This window comes from Anaerobacillus sp. 63XJN7_5_ISO-PGPR-S23-430 (assembly GCF_056173695.1).
In genome coordinates this window covers 3,750,748-3,775,411 of the sequence record NZ_CM149686.1, presented here as the reverse complement: position 1 = coordinate 3,775,411, position 24,664 = coordinate 3,750,748, and the positions used below count along the sequence as shown (strand labels likewise).

20 protein-coding genes are annotated in these 24,664 nt (G+C 40.7%); 8 read left to right on the top strand and 12 right to left on the bottom strand.

Features of this window, described 5'->3' with window-relative positions:
- Positions 1-333: 333 nt before the first annotated feature.
- The 3 genes from AC0VYJ_RS19530 (at position 334) to AC0VYJ_RS19520 (ending at position 3,599) form a co-directional block, all read left to right on the top strand.
- On the top strand, positions 334-1,707 hold the full coding sequence (locus AC0VYJ_RS19530; protein WP_475365965.1) for a M28 family peptidase: 1,374 nt from the start codon (positions 334-336) through the stop codon (positions 1,705-1,707).
- Between the two features lie 195 nt (positions 1,708-1,902).
- A complete protein-coding gene (locus AC0VYJ_RS19525) occupies positions 1,903-1,995 on the top strand; it encodes a putative holin-like toxin (RefSeq protein ID WP_242057220.1) in 93 nt (30 codons plus the stop codon).
- Between the two features lie 365 nt (positions 1,996-2,360).
- Positions 2,361-3,599: a hydantoinase/carbamoylase family amidase gene (locus tag AC0VYJ_RS19520; RefSeq protein WP_475365964.1), complete on the top strand. Its 1,239-nt coding sequence runs from the start codon at positions 2,361-2,363 to the stop codon at positions 3,597-3,599.
- 130 nt (positions 3,600-3,729) lie between these two features.
- Here the strand turns inward: AC0VYJ_RS19520 and AC0VYJ_RS19515 are convergent.
- A protein-coding gene (locus tag AC0VYJ_RS19515) for an IS3 family transposase (protein WP_430241928.1) occupies positions 3,730-5,066 on the bottom strand; the annotation gives its coding sequence in 2 pieces (ribosomal slippage) (positions 3,730-4,682 and positions 4,682-5,066; 1,338 coding nt in all).
- Between the two features lie 146 nt (positions 5,067-5,212).
- Positions 5,213-5,644, bottom strand: a complete 432-nt coding sequence (locus tag AC0VYJ_RS19510) for an acyl-CoA thioesterase (protein ID WP_303534985.1) — start codon at positions 5,642-5,644, stop codon at positions 5,213-5,215.
- A gap of 167 nt (positions 5,645-5,811) precedes the next feature.
- On the opposite strand from AC0VYJ_RS19510, the gene AC0VYJ_RS19505 reads away from it, so the two are divergent.
- Positions 5,812-6,771 carry a 2-hydroxyacid dehydrogenase gene (locus AC0VYJ_RS19505; protein WP_475365963.1) on the top strand — a complete coding sequence of 320 codons (960 nt, stop codon included), beginning with the start codon at positions 5,812-5,814 and terminating at the stop codon, positions 6,769-6,771.
- 98 nt (positions 6,772-6,869) lie between these two features.
- On the opposite strand, the gene AC0VYJ_RS19500 is transcribed toward AC0VYJ_RS19505, so the two are convergent.
- Complete coding sequence (locus AC0VYJ_RS19500) at positions 6,870-7,823, bottom strand: polysaccharide deacetylase family protein (protein WP_475365962.1); 954 nt, start codon at positions 7,821-7,823, stop codon at positions 6,870-6,872.
- A gap of 192 nt (positions 7,824-8,015) precedes the next feature.
- Between AC0VYJ_RS19500 and AC0VYJ_RS19495 the strand changes: the two genes are divergently transcribed.
- The gene (locus AC0VYJ_RS19495) at positions 8,016-8,657 is read left to right on the top strand and encodes an REP-associated tyrosine transposase (protein ID WP_404683449.1); all 642 of its coding nucleotides are present in this window, start codon (positions 8,016-8,018) and stop codon (positions 8,655-8,657) included.
- Between the two features lie 72 nt (positions 8,658-8,729).
- On the opposite strand, the gene AC0VYJ_RS19490 is transcribed toward AC0VYJ_RS19495, so the two are convergent.
- A complete protein-coding gene (locus tag AC0VYJ_RS19490) occupies positions 8,730-9,206 on the bottom strand; it encodes a hypothetical protein (protein ID WP_194218595.1) in 477 nt (158 codons plus the stop codon).
- 154 nt (positions 9,207-9,360) lie between these two features.
- Here AC0VYJ_RS19490 and AC0VYJ_RS19485 point away from each other — a divergent pair, with 154 nt between their 5' ends.
- Entirely contained in the window at positions 9,361-10,326 is a 966-nt protein-coding gene (locus AC0VYJ_RS19485) for an ankyrin repeat domain-containing protein (protein ID WP_475365961.1), read from the top strand.
- 50 nt (positions 10,327-10,376) lie between these two features.
- On the opposite strand, the gene AC0VYJ_RS19480 is transcribed toward AC0VYJ_RS19485, so the two are convergent.
- The 5 genes from AC0VYJ_RS19480 to AC0VYJ_RS19460 form a co-directional block, all read right to left on the bottom strand.
- Positions 10,377-11,213: a glycerophosphodiester phosphodiesterase gene (locus AC0VYJ_RS19480; protein WP_475367525.1), complete on the bottom strand. Its 837-nt coding sequence runs from the start codon at positions 11,211-11,213 to the stop codon at positions 10,377-10,379.
- 390 nt (positions 11,214-11,603) lie between these two features.
- The gene (locus tag AC0VYJ_RS19475) at positions 11,604-12,596 is read right to left on the bottom strand and encodes a LacI family DNA-binding transcriptional regulator (RefSeq protein WP_194218597.1); all 993 of its coding nucleotides are present in this window, start codon (positions 12,594-12,596) and stop codon (positions 11,604-11,606) included.
- Between the two features lie 110 nt (positions 12,597-12,706).
- Positions 12,707-13,537, bottom strand: coding sequence for a carbohydrate ABC transporter permease (locus tag AC0VYJ_RS19470; protein WP_303534977.1), 831 nt, complete (start codon positions 13,535-13,537; stop codon positions 12,707-12,709).
- Between the two features lie 23 nt (positions 13,538-13,560).
- A complete protein-coding gene (locus AC0VYJ_RS19465) occupies positions 13,561-14,460 on the bottom strand; it encodes a carbohydrate ABC transporter permease (protein WP_242057221.1) in 900 nt (299 codons plus the stop codon).
- A gap of 80 nt (positions 14,461-14,540) precedes the next feature.
- Positions 14,541-15,782, bottom strand: coding sequence for a sugar ABC transporter substrate-binding protein (locus AC0VYJ_RS19460; RefSeq protein WP_475365960.1), 1,242 nt, complete (start codon positions 15,780-15,782; stop codon positions 14,541-14,543).
- A 278-nt stretch (positions 15,783-16,060) separates the two neighbouring features.
- Between AC0VYJ_RS19460 and bglX the strand changes: the two genes are divergently transcribed.
- Both bglX and AC0VYJ_RS19450 read left to right on the top strand, forming a co-directional pair.
- Positions 16,061-18,223 carry a beta-glucosidase BglX gene (gene bglX / locus AC0VYJ_RS19455; RefSeq protein WP_475365959.1) on the top strand — a complete coding sequence of 721 codons (2,163 nt, stop codon included), beginning with the start codon at positions 16,061-16,063 and terminating at the stop codon, positions 18,221-18,223.
- Between the two features lie 21 nt (positions 18,224-18,244).
- The gene (locus tag AC0VYJ_RS19450; protein WP_475367524.1) at positions 18,245-21,550 is read left to right on the top strand and encodes a GH36-type glycosyl hydrolase domain-containing protein; all 3,306 of its coding nucleotides are present in this window, start codon (positions 18,245-18,247) and stop codon (positions 21,548-21,550) included.
- Positions 21,551-21,630: 80 nt separating this feature from the next.
- Here the strand turns inward: AC0VYJ_RS19450 and AC0VYJ_RS19445 are convergent, their stop codons facing one another.
- From AC0VYJ_RS19445 to AC0VYJ_RS19435, 3 genes are all read right to left on the bottom strand, one after another.
- Positions 21,631-22,986, bottom strand: a complete 1,356-nt coding sequence (locus tag AC0VYJ_RS19445) for a glucoamylase family protein (protein ID WP_475365958.1) — start codon at positions 22,984-22,986, stop codon at positions 21,631-21,633.
- 205 nt (positions 22,987-23,191) lie between these two features.
- Positions 23,192-23,953, bottom strand: coding sequence for an IclR family transcriptional regulator (locus AC0VYJ_RS19440; RefSeq protein WP_475365957.1), 762 nt, complete (start codon positions 23,951-23,953; stop codon positions 23,192-23,194).
- A 42-nt stretch (positions 23,954-23,995) separates the two neighbouring features.
- Positions 23,996-24,655 carry a bifunctional 4-hydroxy-2-oxoglutarate aldolase/2-dehydro-3-deoxy-phosphogluconate aldolase gene (locus tag AC0VYJ_RS19435; protein ID WP_475365956.1) on the bottom strand — a complete coding sequence of 220 codons (660 nt, stop codon included), beginning with the start codon at positions 24,653-24,655 and terminating at the stop codon, positions 23,996-23,998.
- Positions 24,656-24,664 lie beyond the last annotated feature (9 nt).

The window sequence follows — 24,664 nt, the reverse complement described above, 5'->3', positions numbered from 1 at the left end:
AATATTAATTAGGAGCTCTTCTTCATTGGAGGGCTCTTTATTTATATTTGGATAGCATTCTATAGTAAGCGGACAAATAACTGCAATGGGACAGTAATTAAAAGTGTTTTACGAAAAAAATAAAAACAATTAAAAAATGACCGAGAATGCTCATTTTCTCTACACTTATATACAAATTTCGACTGAAAAAGGTTGAGATTGCTCAATTTTTTGTAGGTGAAAAGTCCATATTTTGGATTGTTAAGCTCTTATTAGGATTAAATGAGTAATTTACTAAACATTCAATTAATGGAATAATTATGCTGATTACTTCATCCTAAGGAGGAATACCATTTGAATAAGAGAGCGCTAACAATTACTTTGGCAACAGGTCTGGTTCTAAGTCCAATGTCTTTCTCGGTTGATGCAGCTAAGCCTGCTCCAAATGAACAATCTGACCACGCATTTGACAACAAAGTGATAAAGAAAATTAGCAGCGAAAACATGTATAACAACATTGCCTTATTATCAAAGCAACCTCGTGCATCAGGTACAGAAGGGGAATACAAAGCGGTACAGTACATAAAAAGTGAGTTTGAACGCTATGGCTATGAGACGGAATTACAGCCTTTTACCATTCAGGAGTGGGATGGTGGAGCTTCATCGCTTTCTCTTAATGAGCAAGTCTTTTCTGGCGATGTTTATACGTTTGAAGGATCCATTAACGATCACGCCACAGGATCTCTTGTTTATGTAGGACTTGGTTCTCAGGATGAAGTAGGTGTTGAAGTTGCTGGGAAGATCGCATTAATTGAGCGTGGGACTTATAGTTTTTATGAAAAGATTCAGAACGTCTATGATAAGGGAGCAATTGGCGTCATTATGTTTAACGGAGAAGGACGCTCTGGCAATTCATTTGGCTACGCTTATGAAGGACAGGATATCCCGGCGGTAGCGATAACAAGAGAAGCTGGCCTTCAACTTGTGGAGCAGCTGAATAATGAAGACGTGAAAGCTACTGTAAGCGTAGAAAATGCTGGGACAATTGATAAAACCTCTTATAACGTCATTGCGAAAAAAGAACCGCACCCGAATAAGGATAATGGACAAATTGTCAGCATTGGTGCGCATCACGATTCCGTCCCTAATGGTCCCGGAGCTAACGATGATGCATCTGGAGTAGCGGCAACGCTAGAATTAGCCAGAATCATGGCGAAAACCCCTACAGATACAGAGCTTCGATTTGTTACATTTGGTGCTGAAGAAAAAGGATTAGTCGGTTCTTACCACTATGCAGACTCTTTGACTGATGATGAAATAGAAAGCACGGTTGCTCATTTCCAAATGGATATGGTGGGAAGTCGTGATGCTGGGGAACTTATTATGTTCACGCCTGATGGGAACAAGAATCTTGTAACCGATCTTGGTGCTTCAGCTGGAGCGAGGATTTCAGGCGCAGTTGATTATGGAGAACTCGGAAGAAGCGATCACGTGCCTTTCTTTCTAAAAGGGATACCGGCTGCTCTCTTTATTCATGCGCCGCTTGAGCCGTGGTACCATTCTCCAGATGATACGATTGATAAAATAAGTAAAGAGAAACTCCAAAATGTTGCGGAAATTGTAGGAGCAGCCGTCTATCAGATTGCACGACCAGATACTCCTGCACTTGAGAAGGCGCGAGTTGCGCCGAATCCAGCAGACTATGATTTTGATGATCGTCCATTGTAAGAGAAAAGGCTTAACGAGGTGGGGTGGCCCCGCATCGTTAAGCCTTATTTAGAATCTTGGCATATTTTGTTTTGACACTAACATAGGTAAATGGTCTATCCAAATAGGGTAGATGTCTATGATAAAATGAATAGTATCAGCTGCAAAGCAGGGTGGGCGGCGGTACCCCGTTTATGAAAGGGGGTGCTGCCTATAATGATGAGCACATACGAGGCGCTTGTATTGATGATCAGTTTTGCTTCTCTCGTGGTCACGATTATTACTGTTTCCAGTAATAAAAAGAAGTAACCCACCCTGCCCCGGCCAAGGATTAAGGTGAGTTACTTTTTGCCTTTTGAGCCGCCGCTCGTCATGCGGAGCAGCTGTATGGACGCTGGTGCGAAAGCACCGGCGTTCTTTTTTTATACTTTATGTTATCTAACTCTATTATATGCAATGAAGGGTGCTGTGGCAAGAGGGTGATGGTATGATGGTGCCTGTCACCACCCGTTTTTTGGTGGATAATGTCGAATGCATACCATGTCATTTGGGGCAATATCTTGCCTGAATAGACGAAGTATATATAATAACCAGCTAATACCTTACGTTTTGTATAATGTGCGATGGCATTCGCTTTGCTATAGTGAATAAAAAGCCGAAAAGGATGAGTGTGAATGGGGATTAACCGTAGTCGTTTACAGAGTCATCTTGAAGAACTTGCTAAGATTGGAAAGATTGGGGAAACAGGAGTCTGTCGTCTTGCTCACTCGCAGGAAGATCGGGAAGCTGTGGAAGTTGTAAAAGGATGGATGGAAGAGGCTGGACTAACTGCTCGAATTGATGGTTTTGGGAATTTAATTGGCAGAATAGAAGGCTCAGAAAAAGATAAGGCAATCCTCATGCTTGGCTCTCACATCGATTCTCAACCTTATGGAGGTCGCTTTGACGGCACGGCTGGAGCTCTTGGAGCGATTGAAGTTGTACATACGATGAAGGACAACGGCGTATTACCAAAGCGAACGATCGAAGTGGTTTGTTTCTCTGATGAAGAGGGTTCACGTTTTAATAAAGGTGTTTTCGGAGTTCGGGCTCTTGCTGGCCTTTTAGAAGATGGTGAACTCGAGCGTAAAGATAAGAAAGGGATGACACGAAAAGAAGCACTGAAAGAATTCGGTGTCGAGCCTGATCTTTCACAAAGCCCGGTATACAAGAAAGGCGATATTGAAGCGTTTCTCGAGCTTCATATTGAACAGGGACCGGTTCTGGAATCTAAAGACAAACCTGTAGGAATTGTTTCGGGAATATCAGGTCCTATCTGGTTAACCGTTACACTTGAAGGATTCGCTGGACATGCAGGCTCTGTTCCGATGCCGTTACGAAAAGATGCGATGGTTGGAGCCAGTGAGATCATTACGAAATTTGATCAGTTAATAAAAGAAGAGGGGAAAGAAACAACGGTTGGGACTGTGGGAAGTGTGCAGGTATTTCCGAATTCACGTAACATCATTCCTGAAAAAGTTGAATTTACAATGGATTTGCGTGACATCGACCTGGAGCACCGTACGATGCTTGAGAAAAAGCTTTACACGATCATTGAAGAAGCCGCCACGACTTACAAACTTACCTATACAATCACCGAAGATACAAGAAGTGAGCCGCGCTATTGTGCTGACTGGATTAAAGAAATCATGAGTGAAGAGGATAAAGCGCTCGGTTTCGAATCCCCTGTTTTAATGAGCGGACCATTCCATGATGCTCTGTTTATGTCGTATATCAGTGATTATGGGATGATTTTTGTTCGATGTGAAAAGGGGATTAGCCATAACCCGCTTGAGTTTGCGGAAATGGATGATATTGAGAAAGGAGTGCAATTGCTTTATCAAACAGCAGTGCGGATTGCTCAGAAGGAGTAAAATTCGCAGATAATGAAGTTGTTTCATGAAGGAGTTTCACATTTTCAACTTTTTTGGTCACCGTAGTAAATAGAAAAGTCGGTATGCTTTCATTAATATGTACCCTGTGTAAAGGACAGTTTAAAAAAGACTAGGCAACATTAAGAAGATGATTCCTGTATTGAACAGGGGTCATCTTTTTTAAGTTCCACTGACATCTATCCAGGTTGTAATACATCATATAACTCTTAACTTCACGTTTTAATTCGATTAGTGTTTGACAAGGTTTTATTGAGGCTTCGTCTTTAAAGTGACCAAAGAAAGATTCCTGTGGGGCATTATCCCAACAGTTTCCTCTTCTAGACATAGACTGATCTAAACCGTATTTCTTTAGCTGTTTTTGGTAGGTAGGGTGAGTATAGTGAAAGCCTTGATCAGAATGAATAAAGGCATTCGCATCTAGTTTTGCTTTACGGTTGTTTTTAAGTTTTACTAACGTATCTGTCGCTAGATCGAGCGTAATTCGGTCAGACACATGATAAGCTAGGATCTCATTCGTAGAGCCGTCCTTTATGGTAGATAGATACGCTTTCTTCTTATTTCCATAAAACAAATAGGTAATGTCAGTTAGAAGTACTTTCCCTGGGATGCCTTGTTTGAAGTTTCGCTCAAGTTTGTTTGGTACAACGCTGTGCTCTTTCGTTGCTTTCGCCATACGACGATAGGGATTCGCTCTTCTGATCGGACATACGATTCCGTATTTTTTCATGATTCTGCGTATGCGTTTTAAGTTATAGGTTATTTGATACTGGTTAGCTAGCGTCATCTTGATTTGACGTGCCCCTTTTTTTCGCTTTTTAAAGGCATAGGCTTTTAGGATCCAGTCTTTTAAAACTTGGTCTCGCGCCTCGTTTTCTGTTCGACGCTTTCGAGCACCTTCAGTGAAATAACGATAATAACCAGATCGTGAGACACCCACTACGGAACATAAGTATCGGACCATATTTTTAAGTTGATACTCATGGATGATATGGCGGATTAATTCAAACTTGAGAGAAGCAGCTAATTTTATCTCTTTTTTCCCATCCCCTTTTCCATCATTTCGAGCTTTTTTAGGAGATCATTCTCTGCTTTTAATAGGTTATTTTGAGCTTCTAAACGTTTGTATTTTTCCTCTAAAGACAGTTCCTTATCTTTGGATCTTCCGGAGCTTTCTTTACGAGTGTCAGTAAGTCCATTAATCCCTTTGTTTTTATAACCCTGTCTCCACCTTCTCGCGGCAGAATGTACTCTTTCGTGTCCGAGAGTATCGACATCAAATCCATTTTCTTTAAAAATCTGACTCGGTAGTTTTCCTTTTTCATACTCCGTAATGAATATTCGCTTAAATTCATCACTGTATGTGATTCCTTTTTCACTAACTGATTTCACAAATTTATTAGAGGCAAGTGTTTTGACATCTTCCTCTGAGAATACTTTCTTACTCATTAATAATCATTTCCCATCGTAGAATTTGTCCTCATTATACATAAAAGTACCCTATAGGGCAGACTTTTTTTAAGTGTCTACTCTATAGGGTACATATTACATTGGCATGCCGACTTTTTCTGTAAATCCACAAAATGATGAGAAGGTTAATGATCACTTATCTTATCAAAAATAGTAATCGCTTGTTTAATTTCTTGAGGGATCGCTTTTGCATGGCCGGTAGTTGAGTCAAAATTCACCTGTATGACCTCTGCTTTTACAAGAGTTTCCTCATTTCTTGTTATAGTGTGCTCAAGTTGAAAACTACTCTGACCTATTTTAGTAATTCGGCAGTACACATCAAGGAGATCATCCAATTTTGCTGGTTTGATGAATTCAATCGTTATTTTCCTTAATACCGGATCAAACAACCGATCTTCAGCAAGTTTCTGTAATCGATCACCTAAGACGTGTCGGAAATACTCAGTGGTAGCAATGTCAATATAAGTAGAATAGTGGGCATTGAATACAATTTTTTGACCGTCGATTTCGGAGTAACGAACGCGGATGGGAAAAGAAAAGTGATAGTTATGTAACATGGTTTACCTCAACTTTCGATTTTCTTTATTTTATCACAATATTCCGTTATTATTTTGCGTATCGCTTCGAAATTTCCCGGGTAATGTCTCTATGTGGAAGAGGAATTTCGTTTTTATTCGTGAAACATGTAGGATAGAGACAATTTGAGTTAAGGAGTGGAATGTGGATGAAACCCAAAGTGTATATTACGCGGAAGTTGCCAGATGAAATTGTGAAGCCTATTCGTGAAACATGTGAAGTAAGGATGTGGGACAAGGATAAAGAACCAGTGCCGCACGCTGTCTTAGAAGAAGAAATTAAGCGTGTGGACGGGCTTTTTTGTATGTTAACTGAACAAGTAGATCACTCACTTCTAAAAAAAGCCAACAACCTGAAAGTAGTAGCCAATATGGCTGTAGGTTATAACAACATTGATATTGAAGCAGCTAAAGAATGCGGGATTGTTGTGACGAATACTCCGGGGGTTCTGACGGAAACAACAGCCGACTTAACCTTTGCTTTACTAATGGCTACCGCACGCCGAATTCCTGAAGCATCCAATTATTTGCGTGAAGGAAACTGGGAAGCCTGGTCACCTATGCAGCTAACAGGGCAGGATATCTATGGGGCGACATTAGGGATTATAGGCATGGGGAGAATTGGGGAAGCTGTGGCGAAAAGAGCTAGAGGATTTGATATGAATGTGGTTTATCACAACCGTCGTCGGAATCAGGAAGCAGAAAGTAGATTAGATCTTCAGTTTAAAGAGTTTGAAGATCTTTTAAAGGAGTCTGATTTTGTATGTGTTTTGACACCATTAACGCCTGAAACTGAGAATTTAATTGGGGTAAAGCAGCTTGAAACGATGAAGAGGAGCGCTGTTTTAATCAACACAGCAAGAGGAGGAATTGTAAATGAAGATGCTCTTTATGAAGCCCTAACGAATGGTGTTATATGGGCTGCGGGTTTAGATGTTTTTAAAGAAGAGCCAGTACCGCTTGATCATCCCTTGCTTCGTCTTTCAAACGTCGTTACCCTTCCTCATATAGGGAGTGCAAGTGTAAAAACGAGGTTGAGAATGGCAGAAGTCGCTGCTATGAACTTATTGAAAGTACTTGAAGGAGAAGAGGCGCCAAATAAGGTGTAGAGGCAATAGTGCCTGTCACCACCCGATACCACCGGATTGGTGCCGAATGCCATATAAAAGAACAGGCACAATGGCCTGTTCTTTTATATGGCATAAAGTTAGTTGATTTCCATCACATTCTTAAAGTCTTCAATTGTATTATAAGGTCTCACGGAATTTCGGTGAATCTGTAGCATGTCATCTCCGGGCTGAACGTAGCCAGCTTGTACAGTAAAAGCAAAGTCGATTCCAGCAACATCCATTGCTTCCATCGTCTGTTCATCGTAAGCCCCATAAGGATAAGCAAGTGCGTTTGTATCACCAATTAATTCAATGCTTGTTTCTACATCTTCTTGAATTTCAGGAAGAGATTTTGAGATTAGATAAGGTGTGCCGTTATCCAAATTGTGAAAACTGTTGGTGTGGCTTGCATATTCGAAGACGTCGCTTGCTGCTTCAATTTCTTGATGACTGAGATATTGATTTGTATCAGTATTATATGGAACGGTTTTGTCTTTATTTCGATTCGTAATCAAAAATTCAACAGCGTGAAAATCATATTTCTTCAATACCGGATAAGCTTCTATGTAATTATTCTTATGACCATCGTCAAACGTAAGTAAAACACTTTTTTCAGGGACAGGTATTTCGCTAGTTATATATTTTTCGAATTCCTCAAGCGTTAACGTAAAAAAACCATTTTCATGCAAAACATTCATTTGTTGCTTAAAGTCTTCAAGTAAAACAATGGTGCTTGATAGATTACCATCATCGCCATAGTGTCTCTCTTTCAAATTTTCTTTGGAGATTATATTATGATAGGTTAACACAGGTATATGAGGAGCAGCTCCTCTTTCAGCAGCTTCTTCTAGTTTTTGAATTCTAAGTTCTTGCTCATTAATTTTTTCTTCTTCATGATCTTCTTGATGAGAAGCTTCAGCTGTAGAACTGCTTTCATTAGTAGATAATGTAACTTGATCTAGATCAATAGTGCCCATGTCGCCCCATCCAAACCCTACTAAACTCCCGATTATAGCTAGTAAAACAAAGCTAAATAAGTGAATTTTTTTCATTTATATCCCCCTTTTTGCCCAATACTTCCCTATACTACCATTAATTTGGTTTAATTTGGTATTAAAATTGCGAGTGCCTGTCACTCCCCGAATCCTGTCGATAAAATTTGATTGACGAGTAAGAGGGGGAAGATTATTCTTGGAGAAAGAGAAGATTACTGACAAGGGAGGAAGAAAAATGACGAAGCTACTTTGTTACAGGAATCTATTAAATCCACATGCAACAACACTAATGGTATGGTGAGAAAACCAAGAGTTTGGCTTCCGAATCATTTCTATCACATAGTGAGTCGAGGAAATCGTAAAGAACTTTTGTTCTACGATAACAGAGATTATCGAACGTTTTTGTCTATCCTCGATCAAGTCTTCGAGACACACCCGTTTGAGTTAGCTTCTTATTGTTTAATGAACAACCACTATCATCTTCAACTTCGCTCCAAAGAACATTCCATTTCAAAGATCATGTCACTCATTAACAAACGATACGCGACTTATTTCAATGGAAGATATGAGTTAACTGGCCACGTTTTTGAAAAACGCTATTTTGATGAACCGTTAAATAGCTCATCAAACATGCTTGAAGTTAGCCGTTATATTCATTTGAATCCCGTAAAAGCAAACCTTGTCTCAGACCCAGAAGATTATCCATGGTCGAGCTATCACTACTACCGTTTACGTAATAAACCTAATAAACCCTACCTTTATTTACTTCCGTTAATTGAAGGCTATCCTGGGACTATCCATCAAAAGAAAAAGCAGTACTGTAAGTTCGTGATGGCACGAAGAGATGTTATTGTGCAATCCCTTTTATCACAGAAGGAAGGTTTAAGCTAATTTCAAAATAAAAAAGATGCCGACTTTATCCGGCACCTCCCCTTAATCAAACGTTTGTTTAATCTTCTATTTCTACTTGTAATCCCACAAGACCTTGTATTCTCCCTCTTCTTTTATTACAAACACTTCCTGAACGAGATCAAAATTTCCAAACTGATCGTGAAACTGAAGCGTGACTTTCATTGTGTAAACTTTTTTCATGATCACTCCATTTACTCCAGAACGCCAATTTTTCTTTGTTTTTACTTTGCCAATATCGAACGTAAACGAGGTAGCGCCAATATCTTGTGTAATCAGCTGTGAGCGTAATTGACTGTACTGTTCATCTGAAAACCGATTCTGCATTTCTGGATGAAAAAGGTTCCAGGCTTTTTTGAAATCACCACTTTGCTCATATAAATAGAATTCCTTAACAGTTGCTAAGGCTTGTGATTTAGGCTGTTGCCAGATCCAAATAGCGATGCTGCCACCGAGAAGCAGCAAGACGATTAAGCTAAAAATAACCTTTCCTGAACCTCCGCGCTTCCTCCTCGTTTTAAAGTATGACAACGTCTCGTCCTCCCTGAAGCTTGACTATTAAAGTGTATGACGGGCGGAAGTTGTCCCATTCGAAGACATATTTCACTAAATTTTAATCTTTCCTCAGAGAGTTTCACGATATAATGGTTTAGGAATTGACTTTTTATAAAGTTGGAGGGAAACAATGAAGCGAAAGTTACTTTGGATGATCATGCCTATGTTGATCGTGGTAGCGGCATGTTCTGAATTAAATCGAGATAAAACGACGTCTGAATCACATAAAGAAGCTAGTGCAGAAAATCAAGGAACAGACACCGACGTTCTTACAGAAGAAGACCAATTGTGGGAACTCCTCTATCAGAATCGTTCAGATGAAACGACATTAAAGGAGATGGAGGATCTTTTTCATGAGGGCGTTTCGCCAGATACAGTAAACAATGATGGCGTATCACCAATCACTTATGCGGTCATGGAAGGAGATAGCAAGCTTGTTGAGTTCCTACTTCTGAATGGGGTAGAGGTACATGATCATGAAGAATCGGATCACGATGGGGATGCTGAAGTAAATCATGAGAAAAATGAGAACCTTCTAGAAGTAGCAGTCGAACAAGGAAATAACGAAATTGTTGACTTGCTATTAAAAATGGGTGCTCATTTTGAAATCGGAAATGAGAAAATGTTAGTCAAAGCTGTAAAGGAAGAAAACATCGAGCTCATCAAAATTTTATTACACAATGGTTATAATCCGAACCTAGAAATAGAAGTGGAAGGCGAGCATGATACTTTATTAACTTATTCCATCGCACAAGGAAATGAAGAAACAAGTGCATTACTCCTTGATTCTGGAGCAAATCCAAACTTTACGGTAGAAAAAAACGATGAAAGTGCACTAGTTACGGCAGTCACCAAAGAAAAGTCTACCGAACTTGTTTCTTTGCTACTAGGTAGAGGTGGGGATGCGAATGCTCGTTATGAAGGAGATCCATTGCTATTTGAAGCAATCAAACAAGACAATCCTTCACTTGTTGAAGCTTTCCTCGTAGCGGGAGCCCTTCCTTCTTCTATTGAGGAAAGTGAAGAGGCATTTGCGTTAGCGGAAGAGAGCGATCATACTGCGATTGCAGAGCTCCTTCAGCAATATGGCTGGTAAACGTCAAAAAGGTATTCGTTGGTAGTTACCAACGAATACCTTTTTTGTGATTATTTACTATGAAGTACATCACTCAAACGATCAGGGTAGTTCGTAAACATCCCCGTTACGCCCCAGTCTAATAAGCGCGTCATTTGTTCTTTCTCATTCACTGTATAAGGATGAATGAGTAAACCAGCGCTTCTTACTTTTTGTACGTACGTTTCGTCAATTTTTGAAGCAGACATTCCGACGCCGACTGCATACTCAGTTAGTTCTTGAAGTTCTCCCTCAGAAATTGTTGCTGGCTCTTTATATGAGATGAGCTGAATAAGCGGTAAGTTAGGATTGAGGTTATGCATTTTCAATAGACTTTCCTGACTAAAAGATTGAATAAGCACTTTACTAGATCGTTCATTAACACCTGTTAATTTGTACTTGTTAAGAATGCGAAGGAGCTCTTCTTCCATACCAGGATATACCTCGGGAGATTTCGTCTCAATATAATAGCGAGCATCCTTCCCGAATGTTTGGAGTACTTGTTCAAGAGTAGGCACTTGAAGCCCTTCGTAAGCAGGATTAGCTTTCTCAGGATATTTTTCATTAAACCAGCTACCTGCATCTAACTCTTTTAGCTGCTCAAGTGTATAGTCTTTTACAAGGCCTGTCCCGTTTGTGGTCCGATCAACTGATTCATCATGCATGGCAATGAGTTTACCATCCTTCGTCATCTGAAGGTCGATTTCAATGTAGTCGCCTTTCATTTCATCCCCAAGTTTATAGGATGCAAGCGTGTGTTCAGGAGCATGTCCAGAAGCACCTCTGTGAGCTACGTTTAATAGTTTGTTAGAGTTCATGCCTGGAGACTTGTCCTTTTCAACTGCTGAGGCAGCTCCAGTCGGGAGCATACTTGCAAATAAGAAAATGCTCATTGATAATGCTGCAATTTTAATTCTCCGCTTCATCTTCATCACTATCATCCTTTCAAAATCGATTCAACTGATAGTATATTCAATGAATGTAAATGGTGATTTACATATGGCGGATTTTTAAAAAGAAAAGGGCGAATTCAATTGTTTTGTTAGAAGCGTTGAAGTGGAGGTTAGGAGGGATGGACAGGAAAAAATAAGGGGAAGGGCTCTTGAAAGGTGCTAATAAACTCGTAAAGTGGTACAAAAGTGAGGGGAAAATAGGATTCGTGGTATCAGGACTTTTAGCATGAGAATATTAATAATTTCGACATAAACCGCGGGTGACAGGCACCATTAAAACCACCGCACGCCCGCGGTGGTTTGATTTTAATCCTTCCTAGCAACAGACTTTCTTTCAACTAGTTCTGTAGGAAGTTTATAATAGCGATCCACTTTCTCGAGTGAAAGCTGCTGGAAGATAAGGTGAACGGCAAGAGCGCCGGCCTCATATTTGGGTTGTTTAATCGTTGTTAGCGGTGGTGAGACATATTCGGATAGCTGGATGTCATCAAAGCCAATGATGGAAATATCATCTGGGACAGAGATTTTCTTTTCGTTAAATGCCTGAATGCCTCCGATCGCCATTTCATCATTTCCGTAGAAAACAGCTGTGGGTAGGTTGCCTTGAGCAATTAGCATTTTTGTTGCACGATAGCCACCTTCTCTAGTGAAGTCACCTGAGATTTTCCATCTCGTTTGAAAACGAAGCTCGTGTTCCTTTAATGCTTGTTCATATCCTTTGAAGCGCATTTTATTGTCATGAGAATCATATGGGCCGCTAATATAAGCGATATCCTTATGACCATTCTGAATTAACTGTTCCGTTGCGAGATAACCACCCTGAATGTTATCGACCTCTACTTGAATAACGTGATCATTGTTTAATGTTCGATCAAGTACGACCAGAGGAAAGCCTTCACGAGCTGCTTCACTGATGATTTCATCAGTTATGTTGTGAGCTAAAATAATTGCCCCATCAACGCGCTTTTCCGTTAGAAATTTTACCGCAGTGGATTGAGCGCCACCTATCGAGCTACAGGCGATCAAGTCAAAACCATTTGTCATGGTTACTTCTTGAACGCCCTTAATCAGCTCAGAGTAATAAGGTCCTGAAAGATCCTTTAGAATCAATGCAATCGTATTTGTTTTTGTTCGCTTTAGGTCAGAAGCAAAGCCGTTTTTTTGATAGTTTAGTTCTCTGGCGGCGTCTTGCACTTTTTTCACCGTTGCAGGACTAACTTTCTTTATGTTATTCAATGCGTAGGAGGCCGTTGAGACGGCTACACCTGCGCGTTTTGCTACGTCCTTTATCGTTGCCATCTTTTCACATCCTCTATCTAGACAACTTTATAATATGTTTACTTTAAGTGTACAACTAATTGTTAGCAATTGTCAGGTGAATCATTTGCCCCACTTCTTCCAGCTCACTTTTATTTAAGACCTGACATTGTAAATCCTTCCACAATGTATTTCTGAAAGAAAGAGAAGATGATGACGATCGGAACGACCATAATAGCAGCTCCTGCCATTTGGAGGGCGTAGTTATTTGCATATTGTCCCTTCAGTAGTGACAGCCCAACAGAAAGCGTATATAGTCTTTCATCATTTGCGATAATCAACGGCCATAAGAAGCTGTTCCAAGCGCCAATGAATGTTAAGATTCCCTGCACAGCAAAGATTGGTTTTGCGATAGGAATGATAAGTTTAAAGAAAATATAGAACTCACCAGCGCCATCAAGGCGGGCTGCTTCAATTAAATCCGTCGGAATCGTCGTCATGAATTGCCTGAAGAGAAAAATACTAAAGGCGACGGCGAGGCCTGGGAGAATAATTCCGGTCATAGTGTTTGTTAGCCCCATTTCATTTAATAGAAGGTAAACAGGGATCATCGTTACTTGGGCTGGGATCATCATTGTAGCAAGAACGATGTAAAAGATCTTTTCTTTTCCTTTAAAATTAAATTTCGCAAATCCATACCCGGCCATTGCGTTTAATAGAAGACCAAGGAAAGAGAAGAGTACGATAATCAGCGTATTTTTCAAATAAAGCCCAAAGTTTAAGCTTTGAAAAAGGTTTATATAGTTGTCTAACGTTGGATTACTTGGAATGAGCTGTGGCGGTATGTTTAAGACGTCACTTTCTTGCTTGAACGAGCTTGAAAGCATCCAAAGAAAAGGGATGGAGACAACCACGCCTCCTACGATGAGGAGTAACGTCACAAAAGGCTTTTCGATTTTTTGTAAAAAGGATCTTGATTCCATTCTTTTCACTCCGATCCTGTCTATTAATATTCTGTATCCGATTTTCGTACCTTAAATTGAACAAGCGTGACAATGATAATGAAAATAAAAAGAACAAATGAGCCAGCTGCTGCATAGCCAAATTCGCTGAACTGGAAGCCGTTTTTGTAAATAAAGAGCGCCATTGATATGGTTCCATCTAGCGGGCCACCATCGGTCATGACGAACGGCTCTTCGAAAAATTGCATCCAACCAATCAATGTTGTTACGGTCACAAAGAATGTGGCGTATCGCAGTAAAGGAATGGTGACATTGAATAACACCTGAATCCGATTGGCGCCGTCAATTTGTGCCGCTTCATAATAAGATTTTGGTATGCCTTGAAGAGCGGCAAGAAAGATGATCATGTTAATGCCGATTCCTTTCCAGACGGCAAGAATAATAAGTGATAGTTTTGCAATCGTAGGTTCTGTTAACCATGGAATCGAATCGACAGAGAGCAACGAAAGGATATAGTTAAAGAGCCCGTACTCGGTATTGTAGAGGTAGCCCCATACGACTGCGATCGCAATAATATTAGTAATGGATGGCATGTAATAGACTGCCCGAAAGAACGTAAACAGTTTTGATGTTCCGTAGTTTAATAGAAGGGCGATACCGAGAGAGAAGAAAATGACGAGTGGTACCCCAATTAACACATAGAAAATCGTGTTAAAAACAGATTTATGAAACAGATCGTCTGAGAAAAGATCCACGTAGTTTTCGAATCCAATAAAGCTAATATTTGACCAGTCAGCAAGCCCTTTAAGGTTCAGATCCGTGAAGCTGATAAAAAATGCGATGAGAATCGGAACAATACTGAAGACAATTAATATGAGTACTGCAGGGGCGATGAACATTAGTCCATGTCTTGCTTGAAAGGCATTTCTTAGTATACTGCGCATGTTATCCCACCTATCTGAAGAGCGCTTTTCTTTCGATAAAACGGAGTTCAGACGATATTCGCCTGTAACTCCGTCATTGATTAGTCTTCTAGCATTTCATTTGCTTTTTTGCTAAATTCATCAAGTTCTTTATCTACATCTGCACCGCCAACATTAATTCGTTCAATTGAGGCTAGTAGTTCCTGAGCCATTGCTTCAAATTCCTTCATTTGTGGAGCACCTTCTGTATTCTCAAGCTGCTCACCTAACGTAGCGTACATTGCGTTATCACTTAAGGCAGGATCTTCCCAAGCCTTAACTCGAGATGGGAGGGTGTTAGAGATATCAAGCCATTCCAATTGTGTATCCACATCGTTCATATAGGAAAGATACTTTAGCGCTTCGTCCACATTTTCAGAGTTATGGAAGATAGAGAAGTTCGATCCTCCGATACTTGATGTATTTGTTTCCTTCTCAGGCATAACGGCTACATCCCACTTGCCTTCAAGATCTGGAGCCTGGTCGTTCAAAATGTTAATCATCCATGGCCCGCTGAAAAACATTGGTTTCTTGTCGTCTTTGAAAGCCTGGACAATATCAACGCCTTCAGCTGTTTGACTGAGTCCTTCTTTAAAGTAGCTGTTATAGTACTTCATTGCTTCGCGGAATTCTGGACTGTCGAAGTTTAGATCTTTGTTCTCAACGTCCATCTCGTATCCATTTTGCCATGCAAAAATAAACGGGGTGATTTGATCGTTCATATCAATATCGAGTCCATAGTAGTCGTCTCCACGATCGGAAAGCTTTGTTGCTGCGTCTTTCAGTTCATCCCACGTTGCAGGAGGTTCTTCAAAACCAGCTTCCTTCAATAAATCTGTACGATAATAGAGGACGCGTGTTTCAACGTACCAAGGAACGCCAATGACTTGATCATCGAATGTCATGGAATCAGCAGCACCCTCGAAATAATTCTCTGGCTTAAATTCAGGGTAGTCTTCAAGATAAGGAGAAAGATCAAGTAAAGCACCGGCATCTGCGAATTCAGGTACCCAGGTTGTTCCTAATTGAACAATGTCTGGTCCTTTTTGGGAAGCGACAGCTGTTAGCAGCTTATCATGGGCGTTTTCCCAGGGGATGGCCTGAACCTTTACTTTTATGTCGGGATTTTCTTCCTCGAATTTATCACTGAGCTCACTAAGTTTTTTTCCTTCTTCACCCATTGCCCATACCGTAATTTCCTTTTTGCCATCACTTGAACTACTGTCATCGTTTGAACAAGCTCCAAGAACCATTGAAATTGTAAGTAAGAACGTAGCCAATAGTGCTGCGGTTTTCTTCTTCATGCAATCCATCTCCTTTTTCACTCTATTTTCCATGCCTACTAACTTGCGACTGACATACAAACTTTATTGAAACGTTTCGATATTTCGATTATAATCAAATGTGTATCCGCTTTCAACACTTTTGTTAAAATTATTTGAAAACGGTGATTAGAAGCTTTACTAATATGGTTTTATGAAGAAATTTAATGAAATCACTCTTTGACTAATTATTTTAAACATGCTTATAATTCAACTAAGATAAAATTGAAACGTTTCGATAAAAGGTGAGGAGGAAAGAAATGAAACCTAATGAATTGAAGAACTTACTTAGTCAAATGACGATACATGAAAAAACAGCTCAGTTGATGCAGCTCGCAACGCCTTTCTTTAAAGGGGCGAAAGAAGCTGGGGAGATAACGGGTCCATTAGAACAGCTAAACCTTGATGAAGAACAGGTTCGTCATAGTGGTTCTGTTCTCGGAGCATCCGGAGCGGAAAATATCCGCAATATCCAGAAGACTTATCTTGAAGAAAGTAGATTAGGGATTCCTCTTCTTTTTATGTCTGATATCGTTCATGGCTATAAAACGATTTTTCCGGTTCCACTTGCCATTGGATGCTCATGGGATCTGAACCTTGCAGAAGAAAGCGCAAAAGTGGCAGCTCGGGAAGCGGGCGTTTCGGGCATTCACGTAACCTTTGCTCCGATGGTTGATCTTGTTCGAGACCCTAGGTGGGGACGAGTGATGGAATCGACTGGAGAAGATCCACATTTAAATAGTGAATATGCACGGGCATTTGTGAGAGGTTTTCAGGGAGAAGATTTGAGAAACGATGCTGAACGAGTTGCCGCTTGTGTGAAGCATTTCGCTGCATATGGTGCCGTTGAAGGCGGTCGTGATTATAACTATGTTGATTTATCAGAACGAGAGCTTCGCGAAACCTATTTACCTGCGTACAAAGCTGCCCTTGATGAGGGTTGTGAAATGGTGATGACGGCATTTAATACGGTCGATGGCATCCCGGCAAGTGGGAATAAGCGGTTAATGCGCGATTTACTACGTAAAGAATGGGGTTTTGATGGTGTCGTGATCTCTGACTGGGGGGCCGTGAAGGAGCTCATTCCTCATGGTGTTGCGGAAGATGAGCGAGAAGCTGCATTAAAATCGATTGCTGCAGGAGTGGATATTGAGATGATGACCTCGACTTATGTTCACCACCTACCACAGCTTGTCGAAGAAGGCGCTATAGATGAAGAGGTCATTGATGAAGCTGTACTTCGAATTCTAGATCTGAAGGAGAAGCTCGGATTGTTTGAAAATCCATTCAGAGGGGCTGATGTTGAACGGGAAAGGGAAGTTGTTTTATGCGAAGAACATCGGCAAGTGGCAAGAAAGCTTGCTCAGAAATCAAGCGTGCTGTTAAAAAATGATTCTGTGCTTCCTCTAAAGAAAGAGCAGAAAGTAGCGCTTATCGGACCATTTGGAGAGAGTAATGACATTCTTGGCCCGTGGTCTTGGTTAGGGTCAGGAGATGAAGCCGTTCTTTTAAAGGAAGGATTGTTATCAAAAATAGACTCTTCTCTTTTGCAAGTTGCTAAAGGGTGCGATATCGAAAATGGCTCAAAAGAAGCGTTAAAAGAAGCGGTTGAGGTTGCAAAGGATGCAGATGTGATTGTGCTCGCTCTTGGAGAGGATTCAGATATGAGTGGTGAAGCAGGTTGTCGAAGCGACATTCGTCTTCCGAAGGTTCAGCTTGAGCTCATTGCTGAAATGAAGAAGCTGAATAAACCTATCGTTGCTGTGCTCTTTAATGGACGGCCGCTTGATCTTCACGGTGTGGTTGAGGAAGCTGATGCGTTACTTGAGGCGTGGTATCCAGGAACGGAAGGAGGGGCGGCAGTTGCTGATCTTCTTTACGGAGATGCGAATCCTTCTGGACGGTTAGCGATGTCGTTTCCACATTCAGTTGGACAGGTACCTGTTTACTACAATCACTTTAACACGGGACGTCCGAAAGATGCGCCGGATGCGCAAGTTCGCTATGTGTCGAAATATCTTGATATTCCGAATGAACCGGTATTTCCGTTTGGTTTTGGATTAAGCTATACAGACTTTACTTACCGTAATGCGACACTATCCGATTCTATTATGAGTGAAGAAGATTTAGTCGTTCACGTGACTGTTGAAAATGTTGGGTCATATGAAGGTGAGGAAGTCGTTCAGCTATATGTAAGAGATATCGCTGGAGAGGTTGTACGACCAATGAAAGAGCTGAAAGATTTTAAGAAAATTACGTTACAACCCGGTGAGACAAAGGAAGTTGTCTTTACAATAACAGAGACGCAACTTCGTTATCATCATAGTGATTTATCTTTTGAAAGCGATCCAGGAAACTATATTGCTTTTGTTGGTTCTAACAGTCATGACGTTCAAGAATTGCCATTTAAATTAGTGAAGTAAAGGAGTGGGGCTCGAGTGATAATGATCGATCGAGGAAAAGCATGTTTACGAGCTGGAGACATGGAAGCCATTTTTCTAAAAAGTGGAGATCTTTATGAATTAACGACGGGAAATATTATGATCAATCAAGTGCTATCGAATGCTATTGATGGTGCATTAAATAATTTATATTTACGAGTGTTTACGAATGAAGAAATTAGCACATACCCTTTAATCGGAACTAAATCCAATAGTACTTTTCAATTTGGAACGTCTGAGGCAATTTGGAGAGGGAAAGTTGCGGATGTGCACTATACCGTTGCTTTTCATCTTACGGAACAGAATCTTTGGTTCTGGAACGTCACGCTTGAAGGAAATGATGTTGAAGTAGACGTTGTATACGGACAGGATCTTGGACTTGCTGAAAAAGGCGGTGTTCGAACAAATGAAGCATACACGTCTCAGTATATGGATCATACCGTTTTTGAAGAGGATGGTTACATCGTTTGTACACGTCAAAATCAACCACAACAGGGGGGATTTCCTTACCTTCAACAAGGTTCACTCGGGAATACAAAAGGCTATTCTACAGATGGTTTTCAGTTCTTCGGGTTATCTTATAAGGAAACAAATGAACCAGAAAGGTTGAAGGAAGAGTCGCTAGCAAATGAAATCTATCAATATGAATTCGCCTATACAGCTCTTCAAACAGATCGCGTGAAGTTAAATGGAGAAAAAGAATTCACTTTTTATGGACTATTTCAAAATGATCATCCTCATTCGACTTCAAAGCCTGTTAGTCGAGATAACATTATCGCTTCTTGGGATTCGATTAAATTGGACCCACACCTAGAAAAAGCACAAGAACGAGTGCAGCATCATGTCGGACAGCCTATTCAATCTCTTGATATGACAGAGGAAGATATCATCGAGCTATTTCCTAATCGTCAACAAGAAGAGCGTGAGAATGGGGCGCTACTATCTTTTTTCACCGATACGTATGAGCACGTCGTATTAAAGCAAAAAGAACTTCTAGTCGAACGGCCACATGGGCATATTTTGATGTCTGGGGAAAATGATCGATTGAATCGGAATGTTATTTCGACAACGTCTTATATGTATGGTGTCTTCAATTCCCAAATTTCTTTAGGAAATACATCGTTTCATAAGATGATGAGCAATCAGCGTAATCCCCTTAATGTTCTAAAAACGTCGGGCCAGAGATTGTATGTGGAATACGAAGGAACCTATCGACTTTTAACAATGCCTTCATTATTTGAAATGGGATTTAATTACGCGCGCTGGTATTACAAATTTGAGAACGACACTATTATCATCACAAATTTTACAACCGTTGATTCTCAGCAAGTGCAGTTAGATGTGAGTTCGAAAAGTGGTAAAGAATATCGCTATTTGGTTACGAATCAAATCTCAATGGCTAACCATGAATATGAAGAAGTCTATGATGTGGAGCAGAAAGGTCGTGTTTTAACGTTCCGACCACATAGTTCCGAAAGTACAAAGGTCAATCCTAACCTCACTTATCAGTTGTCCGTCTCCGGTACTGATATGGAAGTGGGAGATGAGCGTCTACTCGTTCATCCTATTGAAGAAGGGGATGCTTCGCTTGTTGTGCTTCAAATTCAATCTACACAACAGTTCTCATTACATATACAGGGGACACGTGATGGAGAGTATGCTCCTTCTGAACGAGATGCAAGTGCTGAAATTAAACGCTACCGGGACTATTTAGGAAAGGTTATGAATCAGTTTCATCTCAGTCATAAAGAAAAGAATGCCGAGTTAGACAGAATGAACGCACTTGCTTGGTGGTACACGCACAATATGCTTGTGCATTATTCTGTTCCAAGAGGTCTTGAGCAATCGATTGGGGCAGCTTGGGGAACACGAGATGTTTGCCAGGGGCCAACTGAATATTTCATGGCGACGCAGAATTATGACTCTGTGAAAGAAATCATTCAAACAGTATATGCTCATCAATATGAAGATGAAGGTAACTGGCCACAGTGGTTTATGTTTGATGAGTATGGGGGTGTTCAGCAGGAGGAAAGTCATGGGGATGTTGTGATTTGGCCGCTAAAAGTCGTCGCTGACTACCTTGCTGTAACAGGTGATCATACAATTTTAGCTATGGAATTACCATATACCCTGCGAGAAGATTTTACATTTAGCGAAAAGAAACATTCATTGAAGGAACATATTAAAAAACAGATTGAGTATGTGAAACGACATTTTCTCAACGATACCTTCCTTTCTTCTTATGGTGATGGGGATTGGGATGATACCCTTCAGCCTGCGAACGCTCAATTAAAAAAATACATGGTGAGTAGCTGGACGGTTGCGCTGACTTACCAGGCTGTGCGTAAGTTTGCGGATGCACTAGTAGAGCCTGAATGGAAAAAGGATCTTCAGGAGCTTGCACTTGGAATTGAACGCGACTATCAGAAATTTCTCCTCGATACAGGAGTTCTTCCAGGGTTTTTATATATGGAAGATCAAAAGCGTCCTGAAAAGATGCTTCATCCAGAGGATAAGAAGACAGGTATCCATTATCGTTTATTACCGATGATTCGAGGGATGATCAGTGAGCTTTTATCTGCAGAGGAAGCAGGAGATCATTACCAAATTATTAAAGAAAAGCTCGCATGTCCGGATGGTGTTCGATTAATGGATAAGCCTGCGAATTATAAAGGTGGAGTGAGTACTCATTTCAAAAGAGCGGAGCAAGCAGCGAACTTTGGAAGAGAAATTGGACTTCAATATGTTCATGCACATATTCGTTTTATTGAGGCAATGGCGAAACTTGGCCAAAGGGAAGAAGTTTGGAAGGGGCTACAAGTTATTAATCCGGTTGGTATTACGGATGTGGTGTCAAACGCAGAGAAACGACAAAGTAATGCCTACTTCAGTAGTTCAGATGGGAAATTCAATACGCGTTACGAGGCGCAGAATCGGTTTGATGATCTTAAAAGCGGATCAGTTCCGGTGAAAGGCGGTTGGCGGATTTATTCAAGTGGACCAGGAATTTATATGAATCAGCTTGTAACAAATGCACTTGGCATCCGCCAGGAAGAAGGAAACATGGTGCTTGACCCTATCCTTCCTAATAGACTAGATGGCCTTCAATTGCACTATCAGTTCTGGGGGCTGGACGTTACTTTTCAGTATCATCTAACAAATGAAGAAAGAAAAGTTCATATTAACGGTCAGCGAGTTGAAACAGCTCTTAACTCTAATCGTTATCGTGAGGGCGGAATGGTTGTTCGAAAGGCAGTTGCTGAAAAGTATTTGAATAGCGGCATGAACACTATTGAAATTTGGTTATGATGTAACATTTGAGGTAATTGTGGAATAAAATAATGAAACCGGGATATCGATACGTTTCGATATCCCGGTTTATTTTTACCTTATTTAATTGAGAAATTCTCTTTTATTAATAAATCTTCTGGTTTTTCGCCAATGCCATCTTCATGGAAGTATTCCTTAATAATGCCATCTTCCAGGTAGTTTGCGATCGCAACCATAGACATTCCTTGATCAAGCGCGAGGTACGCTTCTGTTACTTCTCCAGTTAGGACATTTACCGAATCATAAAAGCCGTATTTCCCGTAAGTACCAAAGTCTTTAAGTGTTTTTAAGTTCTTGTACACTTCTTTAGGTGCGTACTCTAATGCAAGGAAAGACGCGTGTGGTGTTACAATTGCTCCTTCTGCACTATAACCGTCCATACCAAGAGGAGTTGCGCCAAATTCGGAATAGTCTTCAGGAGTTGCGGCAGGAGATAATCCCCATGCAGGATAGCCAAGCTCTTCTTTTGCATACTCGATTTGGATATCCACATGCTTTTGATTATTTAAGCCGAGGGCATTTCGGCCAAGTTCCTTTTCTTTCAAGACAAGACCCGGCATCAAGGCTTCAAACATACTACCTCCCCAGCTTGGTACATACTTTTGGTCATTGTATGTATAGTGACCTTCAAATACATCAATCCCATCATATGTTTTGGTATAGCCTTCTGGTACTTGAGATTGCCAATCCCAGCTTGCAGGCATTGTCCGGTACATTTTCCACCAATGTTCTACAGGAACGTCTCCTTTACCAATCGAGATATAGCTCGCAAGGCGTGGTTCTGTATAAAACGCTCCGTAGTGATGCTCTGTAACACTTTCAGTTGCTACATCGTACCCTCCGCGCATTTGGCCAACCTCTGAATCGTAGAGCTTAGAATAGTCCATCGCTTCCACTAATTCACTTGTTTGATCATTTAACTCAGGATAAGCTTGTCCGGCTACGATTAAACCTGCGGATAGCCAGCCGTTATCAACGGTTGAGATGAACTCACCCCAGTCGGTCATAAGTGAACCATCCTTAGTGAAGTACCAGTTATAATATAAACCATTCCACGTCTCGAGTTCTTCTAATGTTTGAAGTGTAGTTTGAATCCTGTGGACTGCTTCATCTCTTGAAATTATCCCAATTTCTTGAGCAGATATTGTACTCATGAAATACATGCCGATGTTTGTTGGTGATGTAAAGTCTTGTACTGTCTTTTCACCATTCTTCATTCGAACGGCATCATACGTTAATCCAGTCTTTTCATCCGTGAAATCTTCAAAGTACCGATACGTCGTCTTTGAAATCGCTTTCAATTGTTTGGAAAAGGCATGATTCTTTCCTTTGGTAGAACTTTCAGCATTAGTGACTGGCAAGGATCCGGTTAAAACAATGGCTGCTACAAGAAAAAACAAAAGAAATTTTCTCATGAATCCACTTCCTTTCAAAATTAGTGAAACGTTTCGATTTTAGTATACATAAGGAACGGAGGATAGTAAACGGATTGAATGTAAAATATCAGAATTTACTAAAAACAGACCGATAGACATGGGAGAAAGGTTGGATAGTAAGGGGGAGAGAGATTCGACATAAACCGCGAGTGACAGGCACCATCATAAGCCGATAGGATCACTCCTATCGGCTTCCTTTATACCCGAGTCTTCTCGATATTTCTTTCCCGGCTTGTTTCAGAATGGGTAAATATTCAGCTAAACGCTCTTCTGACATTTGAGGAACGGTGCCTGTAATGCTGATCGCGTACGTTGCACTTCCGAGATGGTCAAAGATCGGAACAGCGATGCAGCGAATGCCTTCTTCGTGTTCTTCGTCGTCAATAGCGAAGCCATTTTGACGAACTTTTTCTAATTCGTTTTGAAATTCTGTAGCGTCCGTGATGGTCCGATCTGTTAGCTTAAATAACTCTTTAGTTGAAAGGAAATCGTTTAGTTGCTTATCACTCGAATATGCTAAGATCGCTTTCCCTACACCTGTGCAATGAAGCGGAGCTTTTCGCCCAGTACGGGAGTATATTCGAATTGTGGATTGTGTCTCTACTTTATCAAGATAAATGACTTGATGATCTTCTTCGATCATAACAAGGTGAGCGATTTTTGAAGTTCGTTCACTTAATTCCTCAAGAACATTCCGGGCGACTTCTAAAATATTTAATTCATCGACAACCACATGGTACATCTCAATGAATTTCAACCCAAGTCGATAAGATGTTTGATCAGCCGAGCGCTGGATATATTGGTGTGACTCAAGGGTAGAAACTAGTCGATGTATCGTGCTTTTTGCCACATTAAGCTTGTTAGCGAGCTCTGTAATGCCCATTCCTTCTGGTTTTTCTTTCAATAGCTCTAAAATTTGAAGTGATCGATCGACAGACTGAATCATAACATCTTCCTTTCCTAGACCGATCACGACAATCAGAACGATTTAATTCGAATTGACAAGGACATGTCGGCCTTTTTGTACTTCAACACAATATTGCTTTGCGAGGGATTGTAGTTCGCTGTATCGCTTTTCTGCAATTAAATCTTTTTGTAATAGGGAGCCACCAACACCAACGGCAGCTGCCCCAGCTCGTATATATTCCGCTGTATTTGAAAGGTTTACTCCGCCGGTTGGCATCATGTGCACGTGAAAGAGAGGGCCTTTTACATCTTTAATGAAAGTTGGTCCAAGTACGCTTGCAGGGAAAATTTTCACTAGATCTGCCCCAGCTTGTTGGGCTTGCAGTATTTCTGTCGGCGTGAATACACCAGGTATCACAATTTTACCATATCGATTAGCGGTCAAAATGGTTTCTGTATTCATTGTTGGAGAGAAAATGAATTCGGCACCAGCGTGAATCGCCATGTTTGCTGATTGCGCATCAAGAACGGTACCTGCCCCAACAACTGCCTGACCTTTAAAAGCAAGATTTGCTTCACGAATCACATCAAGTGCCCCATCAGAATCAAGTGTGATTTCAATCCCACTAACCCCGCCATCTACGATCGCTTCAATCACTTGCATCACTTTATCTCGGTCAACTTTTCGAACGACGGCTACAACACCACCGTCAATCATTTTTGTTAAGATCGCCTGTTTCATTCTCCCACT

Excerpts from the sequence above, each read along its gene's own strand:
- AC0VYJ_RS19525 (WP_242057220.1), top strand. The coding sequence starts at position 1,903 with ATGATGAGCACATACGAGGCGCTTGTATTGATGATCAGTTTTGCTTCT.
- AC0VYJ_RS19520 (WP_475365964.1), top strand. The coding sequence starts at position 2,361 with ATGGGGATTAACCGTAGTCGTTTACAGAGTCATCTTGAAGAACTTGCT.
- AC0VYJ_RS19505 (WP_475365963.1), top strand. The coding sequence starts at position 5,812 with ATGAAACCCAAAGTGTATATTACGCGGAAGTTGCCAGATGAAATTGTG.
- bglX (WP_475365959.1), top strand. The coding sequence starts at position 16,061 with ATGAAACCTAATGAATTGAAGAACTTACTTAGTCAAATGACGATACAT.
- AC0VYJ_RS19510 (WP_303534985.1), bottom strand. The coding sequence starts at position 5,644 with ATGTTACATAACTATCACTTTTCTTTTCCCATCCGCGTTCGTTACTCC.
- AC0VYJ_RS19485 (WP_475365961.1), top strand. The coding sequence starts at position 9,361 with ATGAAGCGAAAGTTACTTTGGATGATCATGCCTATGTTGATCGTGGTA.
- AC0VYJ_RS19445 (WP_475365958.1), bottom strand. The coding sequence starts at position 22,986 with ATGAGAAAATTTCTTTTGTTTTTTCTTGTAGCAGCCATTGTTTTAACC.
- AC0VYJ_RS19440 (WP_475365957.1), bottom strand. The coding sequence starts at position 23,953 with ATGATTCAGTCTGTCGATCGATCACTTCAAATTTTAGAGCTATTGAAA.
- AC0VYJ_RS19475 (WP_194218597.1), bottom strand. The coding sequence starts at position 12,596 with ATGGCAACGATAAAGGACGTAGCAAAACGCGCAGGTGTAGCCGTCTCA.
- AC0VYJ_RS19450 (WP_475367524.1), top strand. The coding sequence starts at position 18,245 with ATGATCGATCGAGGAAAAGCATGTTTACGAGCTGGAGACATGGAAGCC.
- AC0VYJ_RS19435 (WP_475365956.1), bottom strand. The coding sequence starts at position 24,655 with ATGAAACAGGCGATCTTAACAAAAATGATTGACGGTGGTGTTGTAGCC.
- AC0VYJ_RS19460 (WP_475365960.1), bottom strand. The coding sequence starts at position 15,782 with ATGAAGAAGAAAACCGCAGCACTATTGGCTACGTTCTTACTTACAATT.
- AC0VYJ_RS19480 (WP_475367525.1), bottom strand. The coding sequence starts at position 11,213 with ATGCTCCCGACTGGAGCTGCCTCAGCAGTTGAAAAGGACAAGTCTCCA.
- AC0VYJ_RS19470 (WP_303534977.1), bottom strand. The coding sequence starts at position 13,537 with ATGGAATCAAGATCCTTTTTACAAAAAATCGAAAAGCCTTTTGTGACG.
- AC0VYJ_RS19465 (WP_242057221.1), bottom strand. The coding sequence starts at position 14,460 with ATGCGCAGTATACTAAGAAATGCCTTTCAAGCAAGACATGGACTAATG.
- AC0VYJ_RS19500 (WP_475365962.1), bottom strand. The coding sequence starts at position 7,823 with ATGAAAAAAATTCACTTATTTAGCTTTGTTTTACTAGCTATAATCGGG.